Here is a 26,937-nt window from a genome sequence, read left to right as displayed (position 1 = left end):
TTATTAATTTGAGCGGCTTTAAGGGGGCAAATATGAGCAAGAACCGCCACGGTGGCAAGTTTAACAGCACTTTAACGGGGTATTCACATAGTGATAAGTTTTATTTGTTCTAAGAATGATTATTTTAGCACACCTGAAAAATAATTAGCATGGAAAATACATCATCCGACATCCGACAACTGAATGAGAAGATCCATCAGGCCAGCGCCTTTGTGGATCTGTTAAACATGGAGCTGGGTAAAGTAATCGTAGGGCAGAAATACATGGTAGAGCGCCTGCTCATCGGCCTGCTGGCCCAGGGCCACGTGCTGCTGGAAGGTGTGCCGGGTTTGGCTAAAACCCTGTCCATCAAATCCCTGTCATCTGCCATCAATGGTAAATTCAGCCGTATTCAGTTTACGCCGGACCTGTTGCCAGCGGATGTAATCGGTACAATGATCTATAATCAGCAACGCAATGAATTCATGGTGCGCCGTGGTCCTATCTTCGCCAACTTTATCCTGGCGGATGAGATCAACCGTGCCCCGGCAAAAGTTCAGAGCGCCCTGCTGGAAGCCATGCAGGAAAGACAGATCACCATTGGTGACAGCACCTTTAAACTGGATGAGCCTTTCCTGGTACTGGCTACCCAAAACCCTATCGAGCAGGAAGGTACCTATATGCTCCCGGAAGCACAGGTAGACCGTTTCATGCTCAAAGTGGTGATCGGTTACCCAACCAAAGAAGAAGAGCGTCATATCATCCGTCAGAACCTGAATCCACAGGCTACACCGGAAATCCGCCCTGTGATCCAGCCTTCCGACATCATGGAAGCCCGTAAACTGGTGCGTGAAGTGTATATGGATGAGAAGATCGAAAAATATATTATCGATATTGTTTTTGCTACCCGTAATCCGGAAGATTATAAACTGCAGAAACTGAAGCCACTCATCGCCTACGGTGGTTCCCCAAGGGCCAGCATTAACCTGGCACTGGCCGCCAAAGCCTATGCCTTCATGAAACGCAGAGGTTATGTGATTCCGGAGGATGTACGCAGCATCTGTTTCGACGTAATGCGCCACCGTGTGGGCCTGACCTACGAAGCAGAAGCCGAGAACGTAACCAGCGAAAATATCCTCAGCGAAATCCTTAACGCGGTAGAAGTGCCTTAATAACTGCACCCCTATCGGCTAATCAATTTCGTCACACAAATACTTATCAGGTGGATACTGCTGAAATACTTAAGAAAGTCCGACAGATTGAGATCAAAACAAAAGGTCTTACCAATCACATATTTGCAGGCGAATATCACAGCGCCTTCAAAGGCCGTGGTATGTCGTTCAGCGAAGTACGTGAATACCACTTCGGTGATGATGTGCGCTCTATCGACTGGAACGTAACCGCCCGCTTCAACACTCCTTTTATCAAAGTATTTGAGGAAGAAAGAGAGCTGACCGTTATGCTCCTGGTAGACGTGAGTGAAAGCTCCGCCTTTGGCACAAAGAAACAGGACAAACGTCATCTTATTACCGAACTATGCGCTGTGCTCGCCTTCTCCGCTATCAACAACAATGATAAGGTAGGCGTGATCTTCTTCAGCGATGGTATGGAAAGATATATACCTCCTAAAAAAGGTAAATCCCATATCCTTTTCATTATTCGTGAACTACTATCGTTTACGCCTAAACGTAAAGGAACCAACCTGAAAGAAACACTGCGTTTCTTCAATAATGCAACTAAAAAAAGAAGTATCGTTTTCGTACTGAGCGACTTCCTCTCCGGCGATTATCAGGATGCACTCAACATCGCTTCCAAAAGGCATGATGTAGTGGGCGTGCATGTGTACGACCAGCGGGATAAGGAGCTTCCTCCTGTAGGGCTCATACAGGTATCCGATGCTGAAACAGGAGATGTGCAGTGGATTGATACCAATGACAGACAGGTACGGCAGTACTACGAGCGGCAGTTTGCCCAGCACGCGCAATACTGTAAAAATGCATTTCTGAAAAGTGGTGCTGAACTCGTATCCGTACGAACAGACGAGGATTATGTAAAGGCATTGCAAACATTTTTCCTCAACAGAGCATAAAGCGGAGCAAAGAAATCATGTACAGACAAAAAATAATTATCCGTCTTCTTTTATGTCTTTTACCGGGCCTGATATTACCCGGCACGCTACTGGCGCAAACAGCGCCGGAAGTACATGCAGGCGTGGATACCACCAATATCAGAATCGGTGAACAGGTAAAACTCCGGTTGACGGCCACCATTCCGGCAGCACAGTTTAAGGACATCCGACTGGGATTCCCGGTACTGCCTGATTCGCTGGACCATTTTGAAGTAGTTTCCCGTTCTTCCATAGATACCAGCGGGGACGATCAGCTAAAAGTACTGGGGCAAACCTTTGTACTCACCAGCTTCGACTCCGGCCACTGGGAAATTCCTGCCGCACGTTTTGAAGTGCTGCAAAGCAACAGTGCCCTTGCCGACACCCTGTTTACCCTGCCGGTAGGCATCGATGTAGGCACCGTAGCGGTGGATACTACCAAGGCATTTAAACCGATCAAATCCGTTGTATCCGCCCCATGGAGAATATGGGACTACTGGATGGAAATTACCGGGGGCATGCTCCTGGTGCTGATCATTATCGGTATCATCTGGTTCCTGCGCACCCGCAAAAAAAGCGTACCGGAAGTACCAACGCCAACGGTTACACCGTATGAGCTGGCAACCCAGCAGCTGAAAGCGCTGAAGGCCGAAAAAGTATGGGAAAGCGGAGATATCAAAGGCTATTACACCCGCCTCACCGATATTTTGCGTACCTATTTTGAACATCAGTTCGGTATTGCTGCACTGGAACAAACTTCAGAGGAGTTATTACAGAATATCAAGCCGGTTACCAAACTCAATCAGCAACGCGATAAACTGCGTAGCATCTTATCCGTAGCTGACCTGGCTAAATTCGCGAAACTGCAGCCGAGTGCAGATGAACATCTCTCCAGCATGCAAAAAGCAGAGGAAATACTGGAATGGACACGTCCAAAATCAGAAGAAACCTCCGGCGAAGGCGTGGTAACACAGGAAGCATAACATTAACAGAAAGGATATAATCAGATATTAATGGATCTATCTACTTGGAAAAATATTGAATTTGCCCATCCGGCATTTTTCTGGCTGCTACTGCTGGTGCCGGTGATGGTCTATTGGTATATATCCAGGCGTAAAAAACAGCAGGGGGTAATGATGCTCTCCTCGTTACAGGGGCTTAAAGGCTTCCCTGTATCCTGGAAAGTACGATTCCGGCCATTGCTGCTAGTGTTTCGCTTGCTGGCTTTCACCGCCCTGGTAGCAGCGCTGGCACGCCCGCAAACAAGCAATACTTCAGAGAATATCGACAGTGAAGGTATTGACATCGTAATGGCGATTGATATCTCCGGGAGTATGCTGGCACAGGACCTGCAACCCAACAGGCTGGAAGCGGCAAAAAATGTGGCGATGGACTTTGTGGATAAACGCATCAGTGATCGTATAGGCCTGGTAGTGTTTTCTGGTGAAAGTTTTACCCAATGTCCTATTACTACGGATCACGGCGTATTAAAGAGCCAGATCATGCAGGTAAAAAGCGGCATGCTGCAAGACGGTACCGCCATCGGTATGGGACTGGCCACCTCGGTGGACAGGCTGCGCGGCAGCAATGCTAAAAGTAAAGTGATCATCCTGCTGACAGATGGGGTAAACAACACCGGATTGGTAGACCCGCTCACCGCGCTGGAAATCGCTAAGGCATTCAAGATCCGCGTATATACGATCGGGGTAGGTACCATCGGTAAGGCACCATTCCCAATGCCAATGCCGGATGGTTCCGTACAAACGGTGATGCAGGATGTACAGATCGATGAGCCGCTGATGAAGAAAATTTCCAAAGAAACCGGTGGTCAATACTTCCGCGCCACCAATACCGACGATCTGAAACATGTATACGACGAGATCGATCAGATGGAGAAAACCAAGGTAGAAATCACCTCCTACAAGAAGTTTGCAGAGCATTTCTTCCTGTTTGCCTTCATTGCGCTGGCTTGTATCCTCATTGAAGTCGTACTCAGATACACCCTCTTCCGTAGTTTACCATAAGAGGATTAACTTATACAGCAATGCCCTGCCCTACCCGGCAGGGCATTTTTTTTATTCTTACCTTTGAGCATCAATTATTAAACACGAGGCATTGCAAGCTACAATATACAAGTCCACAGGCAGCTGGTATGTGGTAAAAACCAACGACGGCGAGATTTACCAGGCGAGAATGAAGGGTATCTTCAAAAAGAATGAAGATATCACTTCCACTAACCCCGTGGCCGTGGGCGACCTGGTAGAAATTGAACCGGAAGAGGGTGACGCCGCCAATGCCATGATTACGGAGATCGGGGAACGCAGGAACTACATTGTGCGCAGCTCTCCGCACGGGCGACTAAAAAAGCATATTGTAGCAGCTAATGTGGATCAGGCGGTGCTGATCTGTACTTTGAAGGAGCCTAAAACGTCCCAGGGCTTTATCGATCGTTTTCTGGTAACGGCTGCGGCGTACCATGTTCCCGTTATTCTCATCTTTAATAAAAAAGATATTTACAGGGAGAAGGAACTGGAGCGCTTTGCAGAACTGGAGGAACTCTATACCGGTATTGGTTACCAGGTAATGCTGATTTCTGCGAAGGAAGAAGATGGTATCGACGAAGTGAGGGCCCTGCTGAAAGATAAAACTACCCTGGCTTCCGGCCACTCGGGGGTGGGCAAATCCTCGTTGATCAACGACCTCTTACCCGGCCTTGACCTGCGAACCACCGCTGTTAGCGGTTGGAGCGGTAAGGGCTTGCATACCACCACTTCTGCAGAAATGTATGACCTGCCTGACGGCGGCCGACTGATAGATACGCCCGGTGTACGCGAGTTTGGTATCGTGGATATCCCGAAAGCAGAGTTATCCCACTATTTCCTGGAAATGGTGCCTTACCTGAGCGAATGCCAGTTTAATAACTGTCTGCATATTAACGAACCCGGATGTGCCGTAAAACAGGCTGTAAACGACGGGGAAATTAATGTGGACAGGTATGTCAGTTATGCTACCATTCTGGAAACCATCAACGAAAAGGAATACTAATCACTACTACCTTCTTTTGGAGGGCGAGCTGAGCTCGTCCAGCACTTTTTCAGCACCCCAGTTGCGGCGTGGCTGCGGGCAGCCTTTTTTCTGTGTACGGCATGCGGTAGCGGCTGCGGTGAGCAGCAGGAGGATAAACAGGGTCTTTTTCATAGCAGATAAGGTTTAGAATAATCTCCCCATCTGCTTACCGGCTTTACGGTTGTGGGTTTTAATCTCTTTTGTATAGTAGTTGGAAGATGGGCATCCCTTTTCTTGCGAAGCACAACTTACCAGCAGGATACAACCCAATAAAAGCAGGCAAATATGAGATTTCATAGGAGGATATTTGCCTGCAATATAATGAATTTATTTAAAGCGTTTTTTCTTTAGGGATGACCTCCTCATACCAGGAGGCGTACATGGCATAATTCTTTGAAATACGGTTGATTTCGCCGTTGATCAGGGCCATATCGATGTCCTTTACCTTTTTAGCCGGTACGCCAGCCCAGATGGTACCTGGTTCTACATGCGTATCAGCGAGAATCACAGCACCTGCTGCAATGATAGAGTTGCTGCTGATGCGGGCATTATCCATTACGATGGCGCCCATGCCAATGAGTACATTGTCTTCTACCTTACAACCATGTAAAATAGCGTTATGACCGATGGACACGTTGTTACCAACGATAGTCTGTGATTTCTGATAGGTACAGTGAATAACGGCACCGTCCTGGATATTTACGTTTTCGCCTATACGTATGCTGTTTACGTCACCGCGCACAACGGCGTTGAACCATACGGTGCAGCCTTTTCCCATTACTACGTCGCCTACGATAGTGGCGTTGGGAGCGATAAAAATGTCGTCAGCAAGTTGTGGTGTGTGACCATTTAAGGGCAGAATATGAGCCATATATAAGAGTTTTAGCGCTTGGTGTACAAATATAACAATAAGTAATTAGCAGTTGTTTTCTAACTTCGCAGGTAATAGTGTGAATGAGATATGAACAACAGGCAACTTTTTTTGCAGCACGTAGCGCAAACAACAGACGCTCCGCTGGCATTGGAAATAGTGAAGGCAGCAGGCATGTATATGTGGGATGCAGACGGGAAGCAATATCTCGATCTGATAGCCGGCATCAGTGTATGTAACGTTGGTCATTGCCATCCGGCAGTGGTAACGGCAATACAGGAGCAGGCGCAGCAATACATGCATCTGCTGGTATATGGAGAGTTTGTGCAATCGCCCCAGGTATCCTATGCTAAACTGCTCACGGATCATCTGCCGGATCATCTCAATTGTGTATACTTTACCAACTCTGGTGCCGAGGCGGTAGAAGGTGCGATGAAGCTGGCCAAACGCTATACGGGCCGTCCGGAAATAGCGGCGTTTAACCGCAGCTACCATGGCTCTACACAGGGTGCACTCAGCATCCTCGGGGATGAATACTTCCGGAATGCCTACAGACCTTTACTACCGGGTATTCAACACCTGGAATATAACAATTTTGAATCCCTGGAGCTGATCACCGTCAACACGGCTGCCGTGATTGCGGAAAGTGTGCAGGCAGAAGGCGGTGTAATTGTGCCACAACGGGAATGGATACACGCACTTCGTAATAAATGTACCGCTACGGGTACTTTGCTGATCCTGGATGAGGTGCAGTGTGGACTGGGCCGTAATGGTACTCTCTGGGCATTTCAGCAACATGGTATCGAACCGGATATTCTTATACTAGGTAAAGCCTTAGGTGGCGGTATGCCGCTGGGTGCTTTTATATCTTCCAAAGAAATTATGTGGAGCCTCACCCATGCACCTATACTCGGCCATATCACAACGTTTGGCGGGCACCCGGTGAACTGTGCTGCGGGTAAAGCTGCGTTTCAGGCTTTGCTGAATGAAAATCTGGTGAAGGATGTGAATGCAAAAGGAGCACTTTTTTTACAACACCTGAAACACCCGCGGATCAAAGCAGTGCGCTCGCTCGGGCTCATGATGGCGGTGCAGCTTGAAAGCTTTGAGGTGAATAAGAAAACGATTGATTATTGTATTGCGCATGGCGTGCTGACGGACTGGTTCCTGTTTGCATCGGATTGTATGCGGATAGCGCCGCCATTGTTGATTACGGAAGAGCAGATTATTGAGGCTTGTAAAGTCATTTGCGAAGCATTAGATCAGATTTAATTATTTCGGAAAGCCCGTCGCCAAAGGCGACCTCCGACAATGGTTTAAAGCTGATGGGAGGGCCGGCTGGTCCTCCCATCAGTACTATTTAGAAGGTAAGTTTGAAAGAACCAAACACCCCGAACCGCTTACTCTTCGGCTCATCCGGTAAAGCCGCCGGCGCCACTCTCCATACAAAATCCACCCGCAGGAATTTGAAGATATTCTCAATACCGGTACCCACTTCCGCATATGGATTTTTTTCCAGCGTTTTAAACGGATAACCGTTGTAGAGGTTCAGTTGTTTATTGGCGGTAGATAGTGAACCTACCACCCCTTTGGCCGTCCAGAACTGGCGCCATTTCAATTTCTTGATCAGCGGGATATATGCAAAAATACCGTTACCGATGGTGTGCTCCACGTTGAATCCGGCGTATTGATCGCTGAGGAATTCGAAGCGGTTCATCATGTTAAAGGCATACTTGTTATAGTAATAGATCTCGTTACCGGGGTGTACTTCGAGAGAGGTATACGGCAGCGTTCCGAATATTTTACCACCGTACACGTTGTAGTAGAGCGTTCCGAATGGCGGCAGTTTAACGTAGTCGCTTACACTGAGTGCTACTTTATTATACTGCTGGCTGCTGCTGGCGATACCTGGGATACCGAGGGCGTATTTCAGTTCTACGATCGGGTATTTACTGCCCAGGCTATACCTGTAGAAATCCCCTTCCAGGAACTCTTCCTGGAAAGCGTACCGCAGCTTCAGCTCTACTTCCATGCTGGTCATCGGATCGCCTTTGGTACTGAAGTTTTTATACGCATCAATGGTAGGCAGTGGTTCGTATGGTCGTAAGCGTTTATGCGCCAGGGATATCTGGTGGGAGAAACCGCTGTAGTATTCCTTGAAAAACTCTACGCGTTTTTCATCGGCCATGAGGAATTTTTGTGGCACACCGTTTTTACGAATGGCAAGAGTGAAGATGTTGTCGGAGCCTACTTCATCGTAGTAGTGCGAGCCATTGTCGAGATCGCGGGCGTAGGCGCCGTACAGGTACATGCGCGGGTGGCGTTTCAGCAGCCACAGGGCCGACATCTTTCCTTTCCAGGCTTCATCCTTAAAGCCGTAGGCCAGGTAACCGTAGAGGTAAAGATCTTTGTTGAATTTGGTGGTGGTACCGAGGTCGAATCGCATACGGAAGCCTTCCAGCCTGTTCTGTGAAAATGCATACCAGTAAGGACCCCATTCTAACATGCCGAAGGGTTTGTAGCCGGTGGCGAGGAACTTAATGGTATTGGAATACTTCTGAAACAGCGGCATGTTTTGCAGGCTATCCACCATTTTGTAGATGCCAGCTTCGTTTTTGCTCAGCAGTTCCGGCCGGTTGTTATCCCAGAAGGTATCCTTGCGGAACCGGGCGCTGTCCAGCAGTGTGACCGCCTCAGGGTATCGTTTATCCCCGAAAATATTGGTGGCAGCGGTGTCGTTTGTAATAACGTCTGTATAGGTAGTTGTTTTACGGCCAATGAAGTCCAGCGTTTTACCGGGTTTTGGACTGGGCGCCCAGAAGTCGGCCACAAATTTATCTTTATATAAAAACCAGGTACTGTCTTCCAGCTGCCTGAATTCCTGTACCAGGCTGATTTTCCTGACGAAGTTGATATTGGCTGCTGATGGTACCGACAGGGTGGTTTTTTGTACCGCGTAGGTAGTATCGTGTACCCAGAGGTCGCCCACAAACACGTTTTCCCCTTTACGTTTAGGCGTGAAGTTAAGTTTGATGAAACGTTGGTTATTGACGTATTGGGTATCTGCAATTTTATAATCGTAGTAGAAGGCGCCGTTATTATTGATGGGGCTTACGAACTGTTTATCGAATACCGGGATGAAGTTATCGTAGATATTGATGTTCTGATACATGCCCCCGAGGAACTTATGTACGCTTTCGTTATCGATACCGGAGGTGCGGGCAGCCTTAATGACTTCTTTGGTTTTATGTGGTTTGGCCTGGTAGAAGTAATCGGATAAAGATTCGGTGAGGAAGATGGGCAGAAAGGGTTTGTCTTCCGAGGTGCTGTCTATATTTTCCAGTATGAATGCAAAAGGCTTGGTGAATCTGTTTTTGGATAATTTTTCTTTGTTAAGATTTTTCATATCCAGTTCCAGTTTATTATACACCTGGTACTTATAGTTATCTAGCCTGTTATAATTGTTTTCAGGTTTATGTTTTATGATCTGGCGCAGGAGGATCAGCGCAAAGTTAACGTTAGCCTTGATTTCATGAGTTTTGAGTGAAACGTCGGACCGGGTAATTTCGAAGTTGATTACCTGTTCCTTAAGGCTGCGGTCCACCTTCATTTTAGTGAGGTTATAGCCCATTACGCGCACCTGTAGTGAATCGGAGGGGATTACATTCAGCTCGAAGAGGTAGGTACCTTCTGCGTTGCTGACCATGCCTGTTTGAGTATTTGAAAACTGTAGGGTAGCAAAGGGAATAATTTCCTGGGAGTGGGCATCTCTGACAACTCCGCTTACCTTGTACTGTTGGGCCATTAAGCCTGAGGACCAGGCACATACGATAAAAATGATTGCTATAATTCTTTTCCAGTCTACCATATCAGAGAACAATATTAGCGCAATTTCACGTCTCCTGTACACCTGCCGGTTTCCTTAACGCTGGGATGACAAAAAAATATATTTTGATATATTGAAATTTAAGTTAGCTTTGTATTGCAAAGTGCTTTTTATCATGACAGATCATGAACATCTCAAGACATTAACGGACATCAGGAACATCATGGATCGCAGCAGCCGCTTCCGGGCGCTGAGCGGGTTAAGTGGTGTATCGGCGGGTATTATAGGCCTGGTAGGTGCGTATATTGCTCATTCCTGGATAGGGGATTATTATGATCGTTGGAATATGCGTGGGGGTTATGATGACTATGACTTCGCAGGCCTGCGTGGTAACCTGATTGTATTGGGATTTGTAGTGATGGCAGCGGCATTTTTATCAGGTTTCCTTTTTACTTACCGGAAGGCAAAACAAAATAACCTGCCGGTATGGGATCATACTGCAAAGAAGGTGTTGGTGAATTGTGCCATTCCTTTTTTGACCGGGGGCGTTTTTATACTGGCTTTGATATATAATAATGTCACGCAGATAATAGCACCCTGCTGCCTTATTTTTTACGGGCTGGCGTTAGTGAATGGTAGTAAGTATACCTTGCAGGATGTGCGTTACCTGGGCATTACTGAGATAGCATTAGGCTTAATCAACATGTTCTTTTTACGTAAGGGCATCATTTTTTGGGCCATTGGCTTTGGCTTTTGTCATATAATTTATGGAGCTTTGATGTGGTGGAAGTATGAACGTAAAGGAAGTCTTCAAACATGAGCATGAATCCGATAGGAAATTTAAATAAGATATTTGAAAGCCGTATACGCCTGGGAGTGATGAGTGTGTTGATGGTGAACGAGGAGATCAATTTCAATGATCTCAAGCAGATGTTGGAAGTAACAGATGGAAACCTGGCCTCTCACCTCAATACCCTGGAAGAAAACGGCTATATCAAAGTGCATAAGGGGTTTATTGGGCGTAAAACCAATACTACCTATGCGATAACTCCGGTGGGCGAAAAGGCCTTCAAAGGCCACCTCGCTGCGCTCGAGCACATGATCCGGTTTACGAAATAATTTTTTTTGTCTTTTTACTTTGAAATACAAAGCACTTTTAAATATTAGATTATGGAAAACTCCTCCGCTCCTCTTTCTTTCTTTGATCGATTTGCCTACGCCATCAAAGCGGCATTCATCTTTTTTTTAATGATCATTCTGCTGGTGCCTACCTTTAACATCGGCTCCCTTGTGGACGAGCGTAACCAGCTGCGCCAGGGCGCAGCCACTGAAATAGCCCGTACCTGGGGCGGTGAGCAACGGGTATTGTTGCCACAATTGAGCATTCCTTATCAAACAAGGGATAGCATCGTACATGATTATGTTTTTACCCTTAACCCCAGGTCTGTTAAGGTAGATGGTAACGTAAAGCCATCAGAACTCAAGCGTGGTATCTATACCGTTACCGTGTATGATACTAAAATGCAGATCAGCGGCAGCTTCTCCCTGGCCGACCTCAAAAAATCAGATAACTCTCCTTCCGCCATTTTCCTGGAGAAAACTAAGCTGTACCTAAGCCTCGAAGATATTGGTGGCGTTTATTCTCAACCTAAAATAACCTGGAATGGACAGCCCCTCACCACAGAGCCGAATGTTACCGGAGAAACTGCACCTGCCAAAGAGCATGCAGATGAATATCGGTCCACCAGCAACCCGGGTATTGTGGAAATAGCCATTCCGGTAGCAGCTATCAAGGAAGATGTAAACACTTTTACTATTGATATGGACCTGAAAGGCAGCACAGCACTCAGCTTTATACCTACCTCAAAAAATACGGAGGTAAACCTGCAGTCGACCTGGGATAGTCCTAACTTTTACGGCGACATCCCTCCGCACAGCCGCGAAGTATCCAAAAACGGATTTACTGCTAAATGGATCGTACAGAACATGAACTGGAATGCGCTGAAGCCAATGTCCTTCAACGTTAACACCAAACAGTTTGGCGTCAAGCTGATTACCCCGGTGGACATTTATCAGCAAAGCGCCAGGGCCATTAAATATGCCTTCCTCATCATCGGCATTACCTTCTTCCTGTATTATTTTGTGGAAATTGCACAGCGCCGCACCGTTCATCCCATCCAGTATGGCCTCATAGGTATTGCATTGAGCGTATTCTACATCCTGCTGCTGTCCTTATCGGAGCACACCAGCTTCCTCATCGCCTACATCACTGCCAGCGCTATGACTATCGGCCTGATTGTACTGTACACCTGTGCCGTGCTTAACCGTAGAATAGGGTTCACCATCGGTGGGCTGCTCACGCTGTTCTATACTTTCATTTACGTGATCATCAGTGCGGAAGATTATGCATTACTCATGGGTAGCTTTGGACTGTTCTTTACACTGGCAGGCATCATGTACTACAGCCGGAAGATTAACTGGAGCAGGACACAGCCGGCAGCGGTAAATGCCTAAATTCTAAAATTACTTTTATGTATGACGATAACACTTCTTTCGGATCATTCATATGGTATTTCATCACGCAGTGGCTCGGCCGCAACCCCTTGCTACTGCTAATGATATCTATCCCGGCGCTCGTACTCTTCTGTATGATGAAAGCAGAACAAAGGAGCAGTAAAAACTAATTTGCTACAATCAATGCAACGGCCCCTATGGTTGATATGACAAGCTTTATAATATGGTTCCGGGGCCGTTTTTTATCAGTAAATTTGATAACAGTCTTTTTAACAATTTCATCAAGCGCAGTGCCGGTAATATGCACTGCCAACGAATAGCTTTGACATGCCCGGATCTTATTTTAAAAATCGGTTAGCCAGTTTCGGATACGCATTTGCAGGCTTTATAGCCTTCGTAAAATCGGAACCACATGCACGCATACACGCAGTTGCTACCCTGGTGGTGGTGGCCGCCGGCTGCTGGTTTCATGTGACTAAGAGCGACTGGCTCTGGCTGATATGGGCGATGGCATTAGTATGGATAACTGAAATGCTCAATACCGTGATTGAAAAAATGATGGATCATTTGTCGCCGGCCATTCATCCAAAGGTGAAGTTCATCAAAGACCTGGCCGCTGCCGCTGTGCTGGTAGCCGCTATCGCTGCTGCTATTACCGGCGGCTGCATCTTTTGGCCTTACCTGCTTAGTTAACCGCTTTATCCCTATGCTATTCACTGTTTAATAGCTACATCATGAAACTGTTTAAAAGAAGACTGGCTGCCATTGGCAGTATACTCGAAAAGCCACAGGTACATCATATCCTGTATGCCTCCATTATTTTCAGCCTGGCACTGATTCTCTTTCGTATATACTATACCGGTAGTATGCTCCGGGCTTCGCTGGTATGGAATCTTTTCCTCGCCTATATTCCGTTTGCACTTACCCGCTGGATGGAGAAACATCCTGCTGATATGCAGCAGCGGCTCAACTGGTATGCCTGCTTTATCGTGTGGCTGCTCTTTATCCCCAATGCACCCTACATCATCACCGATCTGTTTCACCTTTTTGACGGTGGGGTGCCGGTGTGGTTTGAGTTGTTTCTGATCTCTTCCTTCGCATTTAATGGCATGATGCTCGGTTACTTATCCATTCGCAGTATGGAAAAAATGTGGAGCAGCAGGTACTCCCGCTGGCCGGCATGGCTGTTTTCCATACCGGTGATGTTCCTGTGCAGCATGGGCGTTTATATAGGCCGGTATCTGCGCTATAACAGCTGGGATGTGGTGAAAGACCCCATGACCCTCTCAAAAGATATGATCGCATTATTTATCCATCCCTGGGAAAACCGTCACGCCTGGGCCTTTACCATCTGCATGGGCGTGTTTTTGAGCCTGATATATCCGCTGGTAAAGCAGTTGCGAAGGGCCTGATATCAAACCATAAAAAAAGCCTGCGGAAAAGATCCGCAGGCTTTTTTGTATGTTAACTAAATACTGATTTAGAAGTCAACACCCATACCGAAGTACCAGATAGGCTTGCTCTTGAAGAAGTCAACCATTGGCCAGCCGGCATCCACGCGGAGGAAATAGCCCGCAATGGTGGTGCGTGCACCAAAGCCGTAACCACCGATGAATGGTCCGAGGAAGCCTTCCTTAATACGGGTTACTACTCCCGGCGCCTGGCCGTAGTTGCCATAGTTGGCATCTTTAAACGACAGCTTCTTATTCCATGCAGTACCGATATCCATAAAGGTGGTCAGCTGGAAGTTGCGGATCATGGCGGAGTTGATCGGCTTATCGATGAAGGTGGCAAATACCGGCAGTCGCAGCTCTGTATTCAGCAACATCACATTGTTACCGTTTTTAGCGTTCTGCTTGTAACCGCGGAGGTTTTCGGCCAGGGTTTGATAAGCATAGTTTACTGTTGGGTCCACAGGGTTGTTGCCGTGGATCTGAGGGTTCAGCCAGTTGTCGATACCACCGAGGTAGTAAATCATTTTGCGGCTGCCCCACGACATATCCATAGCAAACCTGGTAGCCCAGATGAAGTTGCGGTAGATTTTTTCGCAGTGGCGGATATCCACACCCATGTTATAGGTAAACCTGCCTTTGGCAGCTATAGCATTTGGATTAAAGAACTCATTGAGGCCACCGTTGGTTACCTGAGAATTGATATCGCCATAGATTTTATACCGCGTCCCATTCCAGATGTTAATAGCCGGGTTGATGGTGTTATCGTAAACATACTCGATACGACCGAGGATATAGCTTTCTTTACGATCCGGCTCGTCGAGACTGATACGTTTATCCGCCTGGAATACCATTTTATCCATACGGTAGCCAACGGAGAGGCGTACACTCCTTACCTGGTCAAAAGGATAGCGCATTTCAGCCTGGTAGAGGTTGGTCATCAGTTTTACCGGGTTCCAGTAAATCTGGTTATCCTGTGTAATCGGAACGGCGCCACTTTTATCCACTTTACGGTAGTAAGTGAATTTATAGTCGAACCGGCGTTTCAGGTAAGAGCCGGAAATGAAGTATTCAGAACCTTGCAGGTCAAAAGGAATACGGAAACCACCGTTGATCTTCACATCTTCAAACAGATCGCTCACGCCTATACGAATCAGTCCGTTTACCGGGTCTGTGAGTCGGATGGGTGAGGTAGGCTGTCCGGTAAAGATCTGGTATCTGTTGATCAGGATTGAGTTATCGATCTGGAGGATCAGGTAGTCGGAAGCAAACTTCCATTTATACGGCATCAGCCGGGTTTGCTTGAGTATCGACGGGGTAGCCGGTTTTTTATCGAACATGGAAAGGCCGCCTTCCTGTGCTGCCTCGTTTACCAGCTTGATTTCTGAACCGGAAGTAGCCTTGGCTGTATCGGCCGGCTCGTTGGCAAACTCGTTCTGGAAGAAGTTAGGCTGCGTGGAAGTATCCTTACGGGGAGCCATAAACGTAGGCAGCCCGAGGCGAACGCTGTCTGCATGCATCTGATCCTGGCGGAAGTGGGTATTGCGCGCAGTAACATTTCTTTTCTTCAGGGTGGTGGTATCCACTTTGAGTTTCATGAGGCGTTTGATGTCCGCATAGGCTACTACCTCGGATACTTCGCCTTTCTCACCGGTAACGCGTGATTCCAGGATACCATATGGGTAGTTGGAGATCGGGAACGTATAGGTGGAGTCGTTAGTGATTACCACTGCTTCTACTGAATCCGGTGCGCTGGTGCCGTAGGCTGCCAGGGCGGAGTCCAGCTCTTCTTTTTCAGGGTTATGGAGGATTTCAGATCCTACATAGAACAGGGAATCCACACCTACGTTCTGGGATTTGAAGAATCCGGCATAACGGTTACGGATACCGTTTGCGTCCGAAACGAAGGTGAAGTGGGTGGTGTTATACTGCATCGGCAGGCGTGCATCACCGTATTTGAGGTCGGTCAGCTGGGTAATCTGCCTGTCGGCACTCTTGGTCCAGTTGTCGACCATAAAGATGTTGTAGCTGTTGCGCAGCAGCGAGGTATCCGAGCCGCGGCCTTTAGGTGCCGGGCGGTTGGAGGCGTAGATAATACCGCTTTTACCAGGGAATGCTGCAAAGGATGGTTCCAGGTCATCATACACGTCGTTGGTGATCTGGTCGGTTTTGGAATTGCTGATGTTATAGGTGAAAATGTCTGTGTGTCCGTTTTTCACTGCAGACAGCAGCAGGGTATTTTCCATTACCGGCATGTATTTGAAGTCGATCACACGGTCGAACTGCGGCAGGTCCTGGCGTAGCGTGATGCGGGTAACCAGGTCATAAATCATCAGTTTGGTTTTGCCTTCGTGTTCATAGATCACTGCCAGGCGGTTACCTTTTGTATTCCAGGCCATCTGTGGATAGTTAGGGTCCATCTGGTTGGCCAGCTGCATAACGCCGCTTCTGAGGAGCACTTTAGGTTTATTCCATCCCAGCTGGATCTGTACTTTATACAGGCCTTTTTTGAATTCTACTACCGCGTACGAATTATTTTTAGGATTAGGGTTGAAGCGGAAGTAATCGGCCTTTTGGGTGATTTCCTGGGCTACGATGGTGCGACCTTTGGCAGATGTTTTTCTACGTTTGTTATCGTCAGCAAAGCGTTTGGTATAAAACAGCATAAAGTCCTGCGTAGCCTTTTTAGGGGTCATACTCAGCACCTGTTCGAAACCTTTTTTGAGGCCTCTGTTGATACGGGTGATGTACATCAGGTACGGAACGGCATCCTTCCCGTATTTAGCTTCTACATAATACCAGAAGGCATGACCTGCCAGCAGGGGATGGTCATAGGCCAGTTGGTTGTAGTTATTGTATTTTCCGGAGAGGATAATAGCTTTCAGCTGTTCATCTTCGCGGGCAGTCCAGTTTTCAGCGGCATAAGCGATAAAGCCATCGGTAAACCATTTCGGGAAGTCGATGAGGGCGGCGTTGCCGGCAAATTCCCCGATATCTTCTCCGAAGAGCAATGTTTCGAGCATAATGCGGGCAATCCCCTGGCGTATCTGGCGGCGCAGGTTTTCATGGTTGCCGTCAAAGTACACAATCATTTTGTTGCCTACCAGTTTGGTAACGCCACCGGTGTTCTGCCATTCTACGCCAATGCCTATATTGGATTGTTTCATTTCACCAAAGCTGTTGTACACAACGATGTTGATACGTTGGCGAGGGGTGGTTTCCATGAACTGTTCCAGCTGGGGCAACTCTTTTTCCGCGATTTGTACCACGTATTTTCCCAGCTCGAGGCCATTTTGGGCGAAGTAGGTGTTGAAATGCCGACTTTGGTAATACCGCCACTTAAAATTCTTGAACTGCACGCGATTCTGGCCGAATTCTACGGTATTGGTCTGAGCAAACGACACCGTCGTTCCAAGTAATAGGGCTCCGTGGAATAATAACCTGGTAATAAATCTGTTCATACAGAAAGTATTGATAATATTGTGATCTGTTTACAAATTAGCTAAAAATCGGGTAACATGATCGAACTTCACCATTTCACCTTCAGTCCTATGCAGGAAAACACGTACCTGCTTATTAACGAAAAAAAGGAATGCATAATTATAGACCCGGGCTGTTATTTTGAGAACGAAAGAAAAGAATTATTACAATATATACAAACGGAGGGGCTAATTGTTACGAGGCTGCTGAACACTCACTGCCATCTGGATCACATCTTCGGTAACAAACTTGTGTCAGAAACCTATAAGGTCAGACCGGAGATTCACCCCAACGAACAAACGATTTTGGACCTTTCCCAGCAGGTGGGGAATATGTACAATATGCCTTTTCCGCCCTCTCCCATGCCTGGCGCTTATCTGACGGCTGGTGAAATCTTTGATTTCGGGGATAATAAAATTGAGATTCTGCTGGTACCGGGGCATTCTCCGGGCAGTGTGGCTTTTTATTGTGCGGCTCAAAAAATTATTATAGGGGGAGATGTATTGTTCCGTGATAGTATAGGGCGTACGGATTTGCCTGGTGGCGACCACGAAACATTGCTGAACAGCATTCGTACCCAACTGTTTGTGTTGCCGGACGATGTGGTGGTGTATCCGGGGCACGGGCCTGCTACTACTATTGGGTATGAGAAGCAGCATAATCCTTTTCTGAACTAACCTCTTTCGACCCCATACCTTCGGTATGGGGTCGAAAGAGGTTGCCGGGACCTGCGGTCCCGGCAACCTCTTTTTTTTATTTAATGAATTTCCCTATCACCGGCAGTTTTGCAAACTCCCGCTTTTCCATCCGGAAGATAAACAACAGGTACCCCAGGAAGAAGACGGTAGCTACTGCCAGCGACGATCCCCTGATCGCATAAATGTTATTAGGCGAAAGGAAGGTGACATTGATCCAGTTATAGATGTAATACAGACCTATAGCGGATACCATGTAGGTAATTATTTTAGGGAGATGGTAAGGCACCGGATAATACTTTTGCCCCCACAGGTAGCAGATTACCATTTGTGCGAGGTAGCATACCATGGTGGCCAGGGCCGCCCCGAAGTAACCCATGATCGGGATCCACCACCAGTTGAGCAAAATGGCCATACCTGCTGAGATCAGGGTGATGATGGCGCCCGCTTTGGTATTATTGGTGAGTTTAAACCAGATGGTGAGATTGTAATATACCCCCAGGAACATGTATCCCATCAGGAGCAGTGGCACGATGGTAAGGCCTTCGTAGTACTCCGGCTTGCGGAGGAAGATCTTCCAGATATTCAGGTAAAGACTTACAAACAGGAACATACAGCATAGCAGCACCACAAAGATTTTCATGATACGGGCATAGGTTTTCTGCGGGTTACTGTCCGATTCCGCCTGCTTAAAGAAAAACGGCTCGGCGCCCAGTTTAAAGGCCTGGATAAACATATTGATGAGGATCGACAGCTTGTAGTTGGCGCTGTAGATTCCGATCAGGTATTTCTTTTTTTCTTCACTGTCCACCGGCAGGAAGGTAGGCAGAAACCACGCACGGTCAAAGGTTTCGTTTACCATTCCCGCCATTCCTACGATGATCAGCGGGAGGGAATAGGTGATCATTTCCTTCCACAGTGTTTTATCAAACTGCCATTTGAGGCCTTTGATCTGTGGGAAAAACATGAGCAGGGTGAGGCCGCTGGCCAGCAGGTTACTGAGGTAAACGTAGCCCAGGGTGGCGCCTCCTCCCATCACATCCGGCAGCCAGTGGTGGCCGGCGTCATAGAGTTTTGGGCAGAGGTAAAGGAAAAAAACATTGAAAAATACGTTGGTAACGATATTGGATATACGAATAAATGCATACTTCAATGGTCTGTTTTCCAGTCGCAGTTGTGCATAAGGGATGGCGGTGAGCGCGTCAAACGCCATGATCAGCACGATATAAAAATAAAACGAGGGATGCCCTGCTACCCCGGCCATTTCAGCGGAATGGGTGTTGAGAATGGGTCCCTGCAGCAGAAAGAGTAGTATGGTGGCTCCTATGGTGGAAAAGATCAGCGAAATCATAGAGGTGCTGAGCACCAGGTTTTCATTGTCTTTTTTGGCAAACCGGAAAAAAGCGGTTTCCATGCCATAGGTAAGTACGATGTTGGCAAAAGGGATATAGGCGTAGGCGGTATTCATTTCGCCGTAGGATACGGCGGTGAGTATGCCCAGGTAAAAGGGGGTCAGAAAATAATTGAGCAGTTTGCTCACTATATTACTGAGGCCGTAGAAGATCGTTTGTCCTGCCAGATTCTTTATGCTCAAAGCCTGTGATTTTTGTAAAGTTATTCAAAGTTTCTGCCCCTGCGTTGCTGCTTTTTATCCGACAGCCGCTTTTTAAACTGGATGCGTTTTTCGACCATGGCCTTGGTGGGCTTGGTAGCAATTCGTTTTTTGCGGGGAATGAGCGCTTTGTAAATCAGCTCGTTTATTTTGCGGATTACTTCCTGCTTATTTCCCAGCTGGGTGCGGGCTGTCTGGGATTTTACCAGCAGCATGCCTTCAGCGTTAATGCGGTTGGCGAGTTTTTCTTTCAGTGTGGCCTTTTGCTCGTCTGTGAGCAGTGTGGAGGCGGATATATCGAAATACCCTTCCACCATTGTTTCCACCTTATTCACATTCTGGCCACCTTTCCCTCCGCTCCTTGCAGTGCGGAAACTGAGTTCGGCCGTTACATCTATAGTCATTATGTATTATATCTCTCTGTAATATAAATTATATACTTAGCGGAGCAAGTTATTAAAAACTGTGCGTAATTTCCGGGCTGCAAAAATACACAATAATGAGAGCTGTAATACAAAGAGTAAGCAAGGCATCGGTAACGGTAGAGGGAACGGTAACAGGTGCCATACAAACCGGGCTGCTGGTATTGCTGGGGATAGAGGATGCGGACACCCACGAAGATATCCAGTGGCTAAGCAGTAAAATTGTGAATCTGCGCATATTTAATGACGATGCCGGTGTAATGAACGTGTCGGTAAAGGATGCCCATGGGGACGTTCTCCTGGTGAGCCAGTTTACATTACATGCCTCTACGAAAAAAGGCAACCGTCCATCTTACCTGAAAGCCAGCAAACCTGATGTAGCTATTCCCTTATATGAAAAAATGATCGCCCAGCTGGAGCAGGACATGGAAACCACGATCCAGCGCGGGATTTTTGGGGCCGATATGAAAGTGGAGCTGCTCAATGATGGCCCGGTGACTATAATTATTGATACGAAAAACAGGGAGTAAGTAACTATTTTTTGACCATGGACGTTTAACCAGGAAACCAGGAAAAGATGGGATGGTGGAAATACCAGTAACCATTTAAATATCCCACGTACAGGTGGGTGTCGCTCAGTTATTCTCCTGCACCATTTTCATCGTCGCTCATTAATCTTATCCTGTAACTCCTGCGCGCCAGGGACGTTTTATGAAAATACCGATGTATGAATAACTGATTAAAATACCCCTTTATGAAAGTAAATTTTTTATTCCTGCTGTTGTGTATCCTGGCTGTAAGCTCCTGTCGCAGAAGTGATAATAAAAAAGATTGTGCAGGCATTATTTGTGACTATTCCGGAATGGATTTCCGTTTCCGTCTGGTTGATGCTGCCGGTAAAAACCTGGTATATGGCCCTGATGCCCGCATCCAGGTGGAAAATATTTCATTGTCGTATAATGACATTAAGTTTGAACTGAAATCATCCCCGGATTCGGCTAAGGCCAGTGCTTATATCAGTACTTCCGTGCAACAGGTTTTGAGTGTTATGCAGATGCGCCCTGACACAAAAGAGTTTACTGTTCCGGTAGTAATGAAAATTAACACGGCCGGTGTGGAATCAAGTTATCTGCTGACCATTAAATACGGCCTGAATTGTTGTGGATACTCACTGTTGGGACTATATATGGACAAGGCAGGTACTTTTTACAAGCCCGTTAATGACTCTATCAGCCCTTATTTAATTAATATTCCTATAGGTTTATAACTTTAACGGATACACGAATTATACAAATGTTCAGGCCGGAAAAATCTTTCTGGCCTGAACATTGTTTTTACTCTTTCGTTATCTTTAGGACAATTAATAATTTTTGTAAAGATGACGATCAAAGAAGCACAGGAGCAGATTGACCAGTGGATTAACACTACCGGAGTACGCTATTTCAGCGAACTCACCAATATGGCTATACTGACTGAAGAAGTGGGGGAAGTAGCGCGGCTCATGGCCCGTAAGTACGGAGAGCAGTCTTTTAAGGAGTCGGATTCAAAAAAAGAACTGGCGGATGAACTGGCTGATGTGATGTGGGTGTTGCTTTGTATCGCCAATCAAACCGGTGTGGACATGACTGCCGCATTGGAGAAAAATTTCAACAAAAAGAATATCCGGGATGCAGACCGGCATATTAATAATCCCAAATTAAAGTAAGCGAAGTTATGCGGTTTTTAAACAGACTTAAAATCATCTGGCAGGTCCTGAAGCAATCGGGCGGCGAGTTTATTGATGATAAAGTACTGAAGTTGAGTGCCGCACTCTCCTACTATACCATATTTTCCATTGCCCCGATGCTGATCATCATTATTTTTCTCTGTGATATTTTCCTGAGTAAGGAATCCATAGAAGGCAGTATCTATACACAGATCCGTTCGATGGTGGGCGATGAGGCCACAGTGCAGATTCAGAATATGATCCAGAACGCTTCTTTGTCCGGCGATGTAAGCTGGGCAACCATCGTAGGGGTGGTGACGCTTATCATTGGTGCCACCGGGGTGTTTGCGGAAATTCAGGACAGCATTAACTTCATCTGGAAGCTGAAGGCTAAGCCTAAAAAGAGTGGTATTGTGAAGATGATATTAAACCGGTTATTGTCGTTTTCATTGGTGATCAGTATGGGTTTCATCCTGCTGGTGTCCCTGGCGTTAAACGGTTTAATGGAGGTATTGAATCACCGGTTACTTTCTTTATTTCCTGAGATAGAATATTTTACCCTGTATGTGGCTAACCTGGCGATCACGTTTCTGGTGATCACTTCCTTGTTTGCCATTATTTTCAAGGTGCTGCCGGATGCGCGCATCCGCTGGAAGGATGTGATGGTGGGCGCTATCGCCACAGCTGTGTTGTTTATGATCGGGAAGTTTGCGATTGGCTATTACCTGGGCGCCAGTAAAGTGTCTTCAGCCTATGGGGCCGCCGGCTCCATTGTTATTATACTCCTGTGGGTTTACTATTCCGCCGCTATATTGTATTTCGGCGCGGTATTCACCAGGGTTTGGGTACAATACTTCGGGTCCCGTATATACCCCAATGATTACGCCATCTGGATACGGGAAGTGGAAGACGGAAATACACCGGTTACACCCCTCTCAAAAAAATAATTTTATTTAATTACTAATTGATTACAGATGTAATAATAATTGCATCCGTATTTTCAATTTTGCCAATTATCTTTGCGCAACTATGTCTACAGATCAGAATACATTCCAGGCGATTATATCGCACTGTAAAGAATACGGTTTTATCTTTCAGTCCAGCGAAATTTACGATGGACTTAGCGCTGTGTATGACTATGGTCAGAACGGTGCCCAGTTGAAAAAGAATATCAGGGACTACTGGTGGAAGAGCATGACTCAGCTCCACGATAACATCGTGGGTATTGATGCTGCCATATTCATGCATCCTACCACCTGGAAGGCATCCGGTCACGTGGATAACTTCAGTGATCCGATGATCGACAACAAGGATAGCAAAAAACGCTACCGTGTGGACCACCTGATTGAGGCTTATGCAGCTACTTTGCCCGAAGAGCAGGGTAAGGCGCTCGTGGCTACCATGGAGCAACTGGAAGCAGCGCAGGACTACGCCGGCCTGAAAGCATTGATTGAAGAAAACAAAATTGCCTGCTCCGTGAGCGGTACTGTTAACTGGACAGATGTGCGTCAGTTCAACCTGATGTTCTCTACGCAGTTGGGTAGCGTTACCGATGAGGCAAGTGAAATATACCTCCGCCCTGAAACAGCCCAGGGTATTTTCGTTAACTTCCTGAACGTGCAGAAAACGGGCAGGATGAAGATACCTTTTGGTATTGCGCAGGTGGGTAAAGCCTTCCGTAACGAAATTGTGGCCCGTCAGTTCATTTTCCGTATGCGTGAATTTGAGCAGATGGAGATGCAGTTCTTTATCCGCCCTGGTTCTCAGAAGGAGTGGTATGAGAAATGGAAAGAAACCCGTATGCAATGGCACCTGAGCCTGGGTATTGATCCTGCTAAATACCGCTTCAAAAATCACGTGAAGCTGGCGCACTATGCTGATGCTGCGGTGGATATCGAATTCGAATTCCCGATCGGTTTCAAAGAGGTGGAAGGTATTCACTCCCGCACTGATTTCGATCTGAAACAGCACCAGGAATATAGCAAAAAGAAAATCCAGTACTTTGATACGGAGATCAACCAGAACTATGTACCGTACGTAATTGAAACCTCCATTGGTTTGGACCGTATGTTCCTACTGGTAATCTGTGCTGCTTATGCTGAGGAAGACCTGAGCACACCTGAAAAACAGGATAGTCGCGTAGTACTGCGTTTACCAGCTAAGCTGGCGCCTACCAAACTGGCTATCTTCCCGCTCACCAAAAAAGATGGCTTGCCTGAACTGGCACAGCAGCTGATGGATGAGTGCAAGCAGCATTTCTATTGTTTTTATGAAGAGAAAGATGCGATCGGTAAGCGCTACCGCCGCCAGGATGCGGTGGGTACGCCATTCTGCGTAACTATCGACCATCAGACTAAGGAAGACGGTACTGTTACCATTCGCCATCGCGATACCATGGAGCAGGAACGCGTTCCGATGTCGGAAGTCAGAAATCTCGTACTCAACAAGATTTTATAAATCGAAAGGTCCGGTAACTACCGGACCTTTTTTATTTTATGGCTAGCCGTATAATTCCTGGTGAATTTGTTTCCGGTCGTACCCCATAGCCAGTATGCGTTGTTTGGCTTCATCAATCATGTTTTTCCAGCCACAGAGATAGAAGTTGGCAGGCCTTTTATCCTGCAGCATTTCCTCGTAAATACTGTGTACATAACCCTTGCGGCCGTTCCAGTCCTCCTGGCGCGATAAAGTAGGTATGTAATGAAATCCCGGAAAGGACTGTTCCAGCTGTCGCATTTCATCTGCATACAACAGATCTTTTTCATACCTGCTGCCGAAGAGGAGATGGATGCCATTGTGTGGAATAGCATGATTTTTCAGGTAATGGCTCATAGCCCGGAAAGGAGCAATGCCGGTACCGGTGCAGATAAAGAAAATCTCCGTTTCTAACGTTTCCGGTAGAACGAAAACGCCAAGTGGTCCCCTGAGTGTGAGCTCACTCCCTTCCCTGATTTCATTAAAGAGATAGGTGCTGCCGGCACCACCTTCCAGGAGTACAATTACCAGCTCTATTTCATTGCTGCCATCCGGATGTGAGGCGATGGAATAGCTGCGCCAGCGTTTGTTTTTCTTTTCATGAATGGGCAGGTCGAGTGTCACAAACTGGCCCGGCTTGAAGTCGAACCGCTCCAGCTCAGGTATTTTAATCCAGAAACGACGGGTGTTGTGTGTGGCATCCACAATTTTTGTAACGATGCCGGTATACCAGTTTTCGACCATGTGGAATCAGGATTTTCTCATACTGAATATACCAAATATTCCCGTGGCAACGTATCGCATGTGCAATTAAATCTCTCCCCTTAATTTTATCATGTTTAATTATAAATGAGTTAGATATTTAATATTTATTAATTTTATATAATTATTGATGTATTTAATCCCGGTAAAAATTAACCTATGAATAAGAAATCATTGCTTGTAACAGGAACCATGTTTTCCCTGTTAGCCTTATCATTATTTTCTTGTAAAAAGTCGGACGATGCTACACCTGATCCTGAGCCACCGTTGGTAGTGGAATCTCGTCCCCTGTTGGACTCAGTTGTTACGATTGCTGCTGACCCAATTGGAAATGAGGCAACCGCTTTTAGGTATAACACGGATAGCACACAGGCTGCCGATATCTACATCGGATCTGAGGGAAACCAAAGCGGGAATTTTTTCCTTTACATCAATAAACAAATGACGAGATACGTCTTTTCTCCGACTGCTAACATCAAGGATTCGACGGATGGCTATGCGTGCAGCTACGATACGAAAGGCAGGCTGGTAATCATCAATCCTGATAACTGGGCGAATCGCGACTCTTTTGTGTACAATGATGCGAATCAACTGATAAGGAAGTATAAATTTTATGCGGGCGATATTCAGAATTCAGATACACTCACCTGGACAGGTAAAAACCTGACTAAATATACCGCTGCTACCCGCTATTACGGCGGAACGGAGAATGATGTGTACCTGGAAACCTATACATTTAAGTACGACGAAAAAAAGAATCCATATTTATGCGTTCCAGCCAGCACGCTGTTTTACGCTCAGGATAAATCCAGGCTGAGTGAAAACAATGTGGTTGAAATGAATTATGAGGTTAGAAATGGTCCTACCCGCAATACAAAATACACGTATACTTATAATGATAAAAATTATCCAACCAGTGCGACTTATGTAAAAACGGGTGAAGGGGTGGCCGACAATGGGACTATCCGGTTTGTGTATAAGAAGTAAAAACAGAATGATTACTTATCAGAGAAATCCTGCAAGCAGTTGATCTCTGATATTAAAAACAACTCATCATTATTTCCATTTACTATGAAAATGTCTAAAATCCTATTGGGATCCTTGCCAGCTTTATTGGCCCTTTGTATTGTTTCCTGCAGTAAGTCTGACGACCCAACACCTGATCCTGGTAATCCAGGCGGAGGGCAGCCTGGCGTTATTTCCGGTGCTCCATTGCTGGACTCTGTAATAGAAACAGAAGATAAAGGTGCTATAAACTGGTTGTTTAAATACAATGCAGACAGTACATTGAATGCACAACTTATTACCAACGATGCCGCAGATATTCCGAATGGCTACTACTTTACGTACGCCAGCGGAAAGCTTAGCAGGATCAATTATTCAGAAACCGGTAATATCAACGATACATTGTCTACCGACAGACAGCTGATCACCTACGATGCTAAAGGCCGTCCGGCGTTGATTTATAAAGTTGAAAACGTGTACAATACCAAAGACTCCCTGGTATATAACGACAATAATCAACTTATCCGCACCTTTTCGTTTGAAAATGGTAAGTTGACGTACCAGGATACGCTGACCTGGACCGGTAACAACGTAACCAAAATTGTTAGCCGTGAAAATATCAGTGGCAGCACCGAAACTTTCCTGAGGACAATGACCTACAGATACGACGATAAGAAAAATCCATTTGTAAGCGTACGTGCAGCCATGTTCACAGAGGGAGAGGTCAACTGGTTAAGTGAAAACAATGTGGTGGAATTAGTGGAAAAAACCTCGCAGGAAAACATAGAATGGAAAACAACGTATAGCTACGTATACAACGACAAGAACTACCCGGTTAGCGGTACATGGAAAGGGTCGTCAGATCTCCAAACAGGAAGCATCAGATTTGTATATAAAAAGTAAACGATATCTATCTATTTATTATAAAAAATCAATAATTGTAAAGGAGGCCTGATGGCCTCCTTTT

Annotated in this window: 28 protein-coding genes; 20 read left to right on the top strand and 8 right to left on the bottom strand. The window is 46.4% G+C overall.

Annotation, left to right across the window (positions count from 1 at the left end):
- The first annotated feature begins 149 nt into the window (after positions 1 to 149).
- The 5 genes from BUB18_RS13780 (at position 150) to rsgA (ending at position 5,131) form a co-directional block, all read left to right on the top strand.
- On the top strand, positions 150 to 1,151 hold the full coding sequence (locus BUB18_RS13780) for an AAA family ATPase (protein ID WP_073081847.1): 1,002 nt from the start codon (positions 150 to 152) through the stop codon (positions 1,149 to 1,151).
- Positions 1,152 to 1,201: 50 nt separating this feature from the next.
- On the top strand, positions 1,202 to 2,068 hold the full coding sequence (locus tag BUB18_RS13775; RefSeq protein WP_073081845.1) for a DUF58 domain-containing protein: 867 nt from the start codon (positions 1,202 to 1,204) through the stop codon (positions 2,066 to 2,068).
- Between the two features lie 17 nt (positions 2,069 to 2,085).
- The gene (locus tag BUB18_RS13770) at positions 2,086 to 3,069 is read left to right on the top strand and encodes a hypothetical protein (RefSeq protein ID WP_073081843.1); all 984 of its coding nucleotides are present in this window, start codon (positions 2,086 to 2,088) and stop codon (positions 3,067 to 3,069) included.
- 30 nt (positions 3,070 to 3,099) lie between these two features.
- Positions 3,100 to 4,110, top strand: coding sequence for a vWA domain-containing protein (locus tag BUB18_RS13765; protein WP_073081841.1), 1,011 nt, complete (start codon positions 3,100 to 3,102; stop codon positions 4,108 to 4,110).
- Positions 4,111 to 4,201: 91 nt separating this feature from the next.
- Entirely contained in the window at positions 4,202 to 5,131 is a 930-nt protein-coding gene (gene rsgA, locus BUB18_RS13760; RefSeq protein ID WP_073081839.1) for a ribosome small subunit-dependent GTPase A, read from the top strand.
- Between the two features lie 6 nt (positions 5,132 to 5,137).
- On the opposite strand, the gene BUB18_RS29665 is transcribed toward rsgA, so the two are convergent.
- The 3 genes from BUB18_RS29665 to BUB18_RS13755 are packed head-to-tail and all read right to left on the bottom strand — an operon-like array spanning position 5,138 to position 6,023.
- Positions 5,138 to 5,284: a hypothetical protein gene (locus tag BUB18_RS29665; RefSeq protein ID WP_178372138.1), complete on the bottom strand. Its 147-nt coding sequence runs from the start codon at positions 5,282 to 5,284 to the stop codon at positions 5,138 to 5,140.
- Between the two features lie 12 nt (positions 5,285 to 5,296).
- Positions 5,297 to 5,449 carry a hypothetical protein gene (locus BUB18_RS29660; protein WP_178372137.1) on the bottom strand — a complete coding sequence of 51 codons (153 nt, stop codon included), beginning with the start codon at positions 5,447 to 5,449 and terminating at the stop codon, positions 5,297 to 5,299.
- Between the two features lie 34 nt (positions 5,450 to 5,483).
- Complete coding sequence (locus tag BUB18_RS13755; RefSeq protein WP_073081837.1) at positions 5,484 to 6,023, bottom strand: gamma carbonic anhydrase family protein; 540 nt, start codon at positions 6,021 to 6,023, stop codon at positions 5,484 to 5,486.
- Positions 6,024 to 6,113: 90 nt separating this feature from the next.
- Here BUB18_RS13755 and BUB18_RS13750 point away from each other — a divergent pair, with 90 nt between their 5' ends.
- Positions 6,114 to 7,295 (top strand): aspartate aminotransferase family protein, encoded by a 1,182-nt coding sequence (locus BUB18_RS13750; protein ID WP_073081835.1) that lies wholly within the window; start codon positions 6,114 to 6,116, stop codon positions 7,293 to 7,295.
- A gap of 88 nt (positions 7,296 to 7,383) precedes the next feature.
- Here BUB18_RS13750 and BUB18_RS13745 read toward each other — a convergent pair whose 3' ends face one another.
- On the bottom strand, positions 7,384 to 9,891 hold the full coding sequence (locus tag BUB18_RS13745; protein ID WP_083549955.1) for a DUF5686 family protein: 2,508 nt from the start codon (positions 9,889 to 9,891) through the stop codon (positions 7,384 to 7,386).
- A 133-nt stretch (positions 9,892 to 10,024) separates the two neighbouring features.
- Between BUB18_RS13745 and BUB18_RS13740 the strand changes: the two genes are divergently transcribed.
- The 6 genes from BUB18_RS13740 to BUB18_RS13720 all read left to right on the top strand — a co-directional run bounded on the left by BUB18_RS13740 (position 10,025) and on the right by BUB18_RS13720 (position 13,775).
- Positions 10,025 to 10,669 carry a hypothetical protein gene (locus BUB18_RS13740; RefSeq protein ID WP_073081833.1) on the top strand — a complete coding sequence of 215 codons (645 nt, stop codon included), beginning with the start codon at positions 10,025 to 10,027 and terminating at the stop codon, positions 10,667 to 10,669.
- Between the two features lie 2 nt (positions 10,670 to 10,671).
- Positions 10,672 to 10,968, top strand: coding sequence for a winged helix-turn-helix domain-containing protein (locus BUB18_RS13735; RefSeq protein WP_143159948.1), 297 nt, complete (start codon positions 10,672 to 10,674; stop codon positions 10,966 to 10,968).
- Between the two features lie 51 nt (positions 10,969 to 11,019).
- Positions 11,020 to 12,363, top strand: coding sequence for a cell envelope integrity protein CreD (gene creD / locus BUB18_RS13730; RefSeq protein ID WP_073081828.1), 1,344 nt, complete (start codon positions 11,020 to 11,022; stop codon positions 12,361 to 12,363).
- 17 nt (positions 12,364 to 12,380) lie between these two features.
- A complete protein-coding gene (locus tag BUB18_RS29655) occupies positions 12,381 to 12,533 on the top strand; it encodes a hypothetical protein (protein WP_178372136.1) in 153 nt (50 codons plus the stop codon).
- Positions 12,534 to 12,690: 157 nt separating this feature from the next.
- Positions 12,691 to 13,056, top strand: a complete 366-nt coding sequence (locus tag BUB18_RS13725; RefSeq protein ID WP_073081826.1) for a diacylglycerol kinase — start codon at positions 12,691 to 12,693, stop codon at positions 13,054 to 13,056.
- Positions 13,057 to 13,097: 41 nt separating this feature from the next.
- Positions 13,098 to 13,775: a DUF1361 domain-containing protein gene (locus BUB18_RS13720; protein WP_073081823.1), complete on the top strand. Its 678-nt coding sequence runs from the start codon at positions 13,098 to 13,100 to the stop codon at positions 13,773 to 13,775.
- A gap of 68 nt (positions 13,776 to 13,843) precedes the next feature.
- On the opposite strand, the gene BUB18_RS13715 is transcribed toward BUB18_RS13720, so the two are convergent.
- Complete coding sequence (locus BUB18_RS13715; RefSeq protein WP_073081820.1) at positions 13,844 to 17,275, bottom strand: hypothetical protein; 3,432 nt, start codon at positions 17,273 to 17,275, stop codon at positions 13,844 to 13,846.
- A gap of 57 nt (positions 17,276 to 17,332) precedes the next feature.
- Between BUB18_RS13715 and BUB18_RS13710 the strand changes: the two genes are divergently transcribed.
- Complete coding sequence (locus tag BUB18_RS13710; RefSeq protein ID WP_073081817.1) at positions 17,333 to 17,971, top strand: MBL fold metallo-hydrolase; 639 nt, start codon at positions 17,333 to 17,335, stop codon at positions 17,969 to 17,971.
- A gap of 76 nt (positions 17,972 to 18,047) precedes the next feature.
- On the opposite strand, the gene BUB18_RS13705 is transcribed toward BUB18_RS13710, so the two are convergent.
- Complete coding sequence (locus BUB18_RS13705; protein WP_083549952.1) at positions 18,048 to 19,583, bottom strand: oligosaccharide flippase family protein; 1,536 nt, start codon at positions 19,581 to 19,583, stop codon at positions 18,048 to 18,050.
- Between the two features lie 20 nt (positions 19,584 to 19,603).
- Positions 19,604 to 20,005, bottom strand: coding sequence for an alternative ribosome rescue aminoacyl-tRNA hydrolase ArfB (gene arfB / locus BUB18_RS13700; RefSeq protein WP_073081814.1), 402 nt, complete (start codon positions 20,003 to 20,005; stop codon positions 19,604 to 19,606).
- A 95-nt stretch (positions 20,006 to 20,100) separates the two neighbouring features.
- Here arfB and dtd point away from each other — a divergent pair, with 95 nt between their 5' ends.
- The 5 genes from dtd (at position 20,101) to BUB18_RS13675 (ending at position 24,185) form a co-directional block, all read left to right on the top strand.
- Positions 20,101 to 20,553, top strand: coding sequence for a D-aminoacyl-tRNA deacylase (gene dtd, locus BUB18_RS13695; protein ID WP_073081811.1), 453 nt, complete (start codon positions 20,101 to 20,103; stop codon positions 20,551 to 20,553).
- 224 nt (positions 20,554 to 20,777) lie between these two features.
- On the top strand, positions 20,778 to 21,290 hold the full coding sequence (locus BUB18_RS13690) for a hypothetical protein (RefSeq protein WP_073081808.1): 513 nt from the start codon (positions 20,778 to 20,780) through the stop codon (positions 21,288 to 21,290).
- Between the two features lie 111 nt (positions 21,291 to 21,401).
- Positions 21,402 to 21,728, top strand: coding sequence for a nucleotide pyrophosphohydrolase (locus BUB18_RS13685; protein ID WP_073081805.1), 327 nt, complete (start codon positions 21,402 to 21,404; stop codon positions 21,726 to 21,728).
- Between the two features lie 8 nt (positions 21,729 to 21,736).
- Positions 21,737 to 22,675: a YihY/virulence factor BrkB family protein gene (locus tag BUB18_RS13680; RefSeq protein WP_073081802.1), complete on the top strand. Its 939-nt coding sequence runs from the start codon at positions 21,737 to 21,739 to the stop codon at positions 22,673 to 22,675.
- An 82-nt stretch (positions 22,676 to 22,757) separates the two neighbouring features.
- Positions 22,758 to 24,185 (top strand): glycine--tRNA ligase, encoded by a 1,428-nt coding sequence (locus BUB18_RS13675; protein ID WP_073081799.1) that lies wholly within the window; start codon positions 22,758 to 22,760, stop codon positions 24,183 to 24,185.
- A 42-nt stretch (positions 24,186 to 24,227) separates the two neighbouring features.
- On the opposite strand, the gene BUB18_RS13670 is transcribed toward BUB18_RS13675, so the two are convergent.
- Positions 24,228 to 24,947 carry a ferredoxin--NADP reductase gene (locus BUB18_RS13670; protein ID WP_073081796.1) on the bottom strand — a complete coding sequence of 240 codons (720 nt, stop codon included), beginning with the start codon at positions 24,945 to 24,947 and terminating at the stop codon, positions 24,228 to 24,230.
- Positions 24,948 to 25,124: 177 nt separating this feature from the next.
- On the opposite strand from BUB18_RS13670, the gene BUB18_RS13665 reads away from it, so the two are divergent.
- A complete protein-coding gene (locus BUB18_RS13665) occupies positions 25,125 to 25,952 on the top strand; it encodes a hypothetical protein (protein ID WP_073081793.1) in 828 nt (275 codons plus the stop codon).
- 114 nt (positions 25,953 to 26,066) lie between these two features.
- On the top strand, positions 26,067 to 26,873 hold the full coding sequence (locus tag BUB18_RS13660; protein WP_143159947.1) for a hypothetical protein: 807 nt from the start codon (positions 26,067 to 26,069) through the stop codon (positions 26,871 to 26,873).
- Positions 26,874 to 26,937 lie beyond the last annotated feature (64 nt).

It is taken from the genome of Chitinophaga jiangningensis, from assembly GCF_900142605.1.
Lineage (GTDB): Bacteria > Bacteroidota > Bacteroidia > Chitinophagales > Chitinophagaceae > Chitinophaga > Chitinophaga jiangningensis.
Note: the sequence above shows the minus strand (reverse complement) of the source record. Positions and strands in the feature narration are given on the sequence as shown.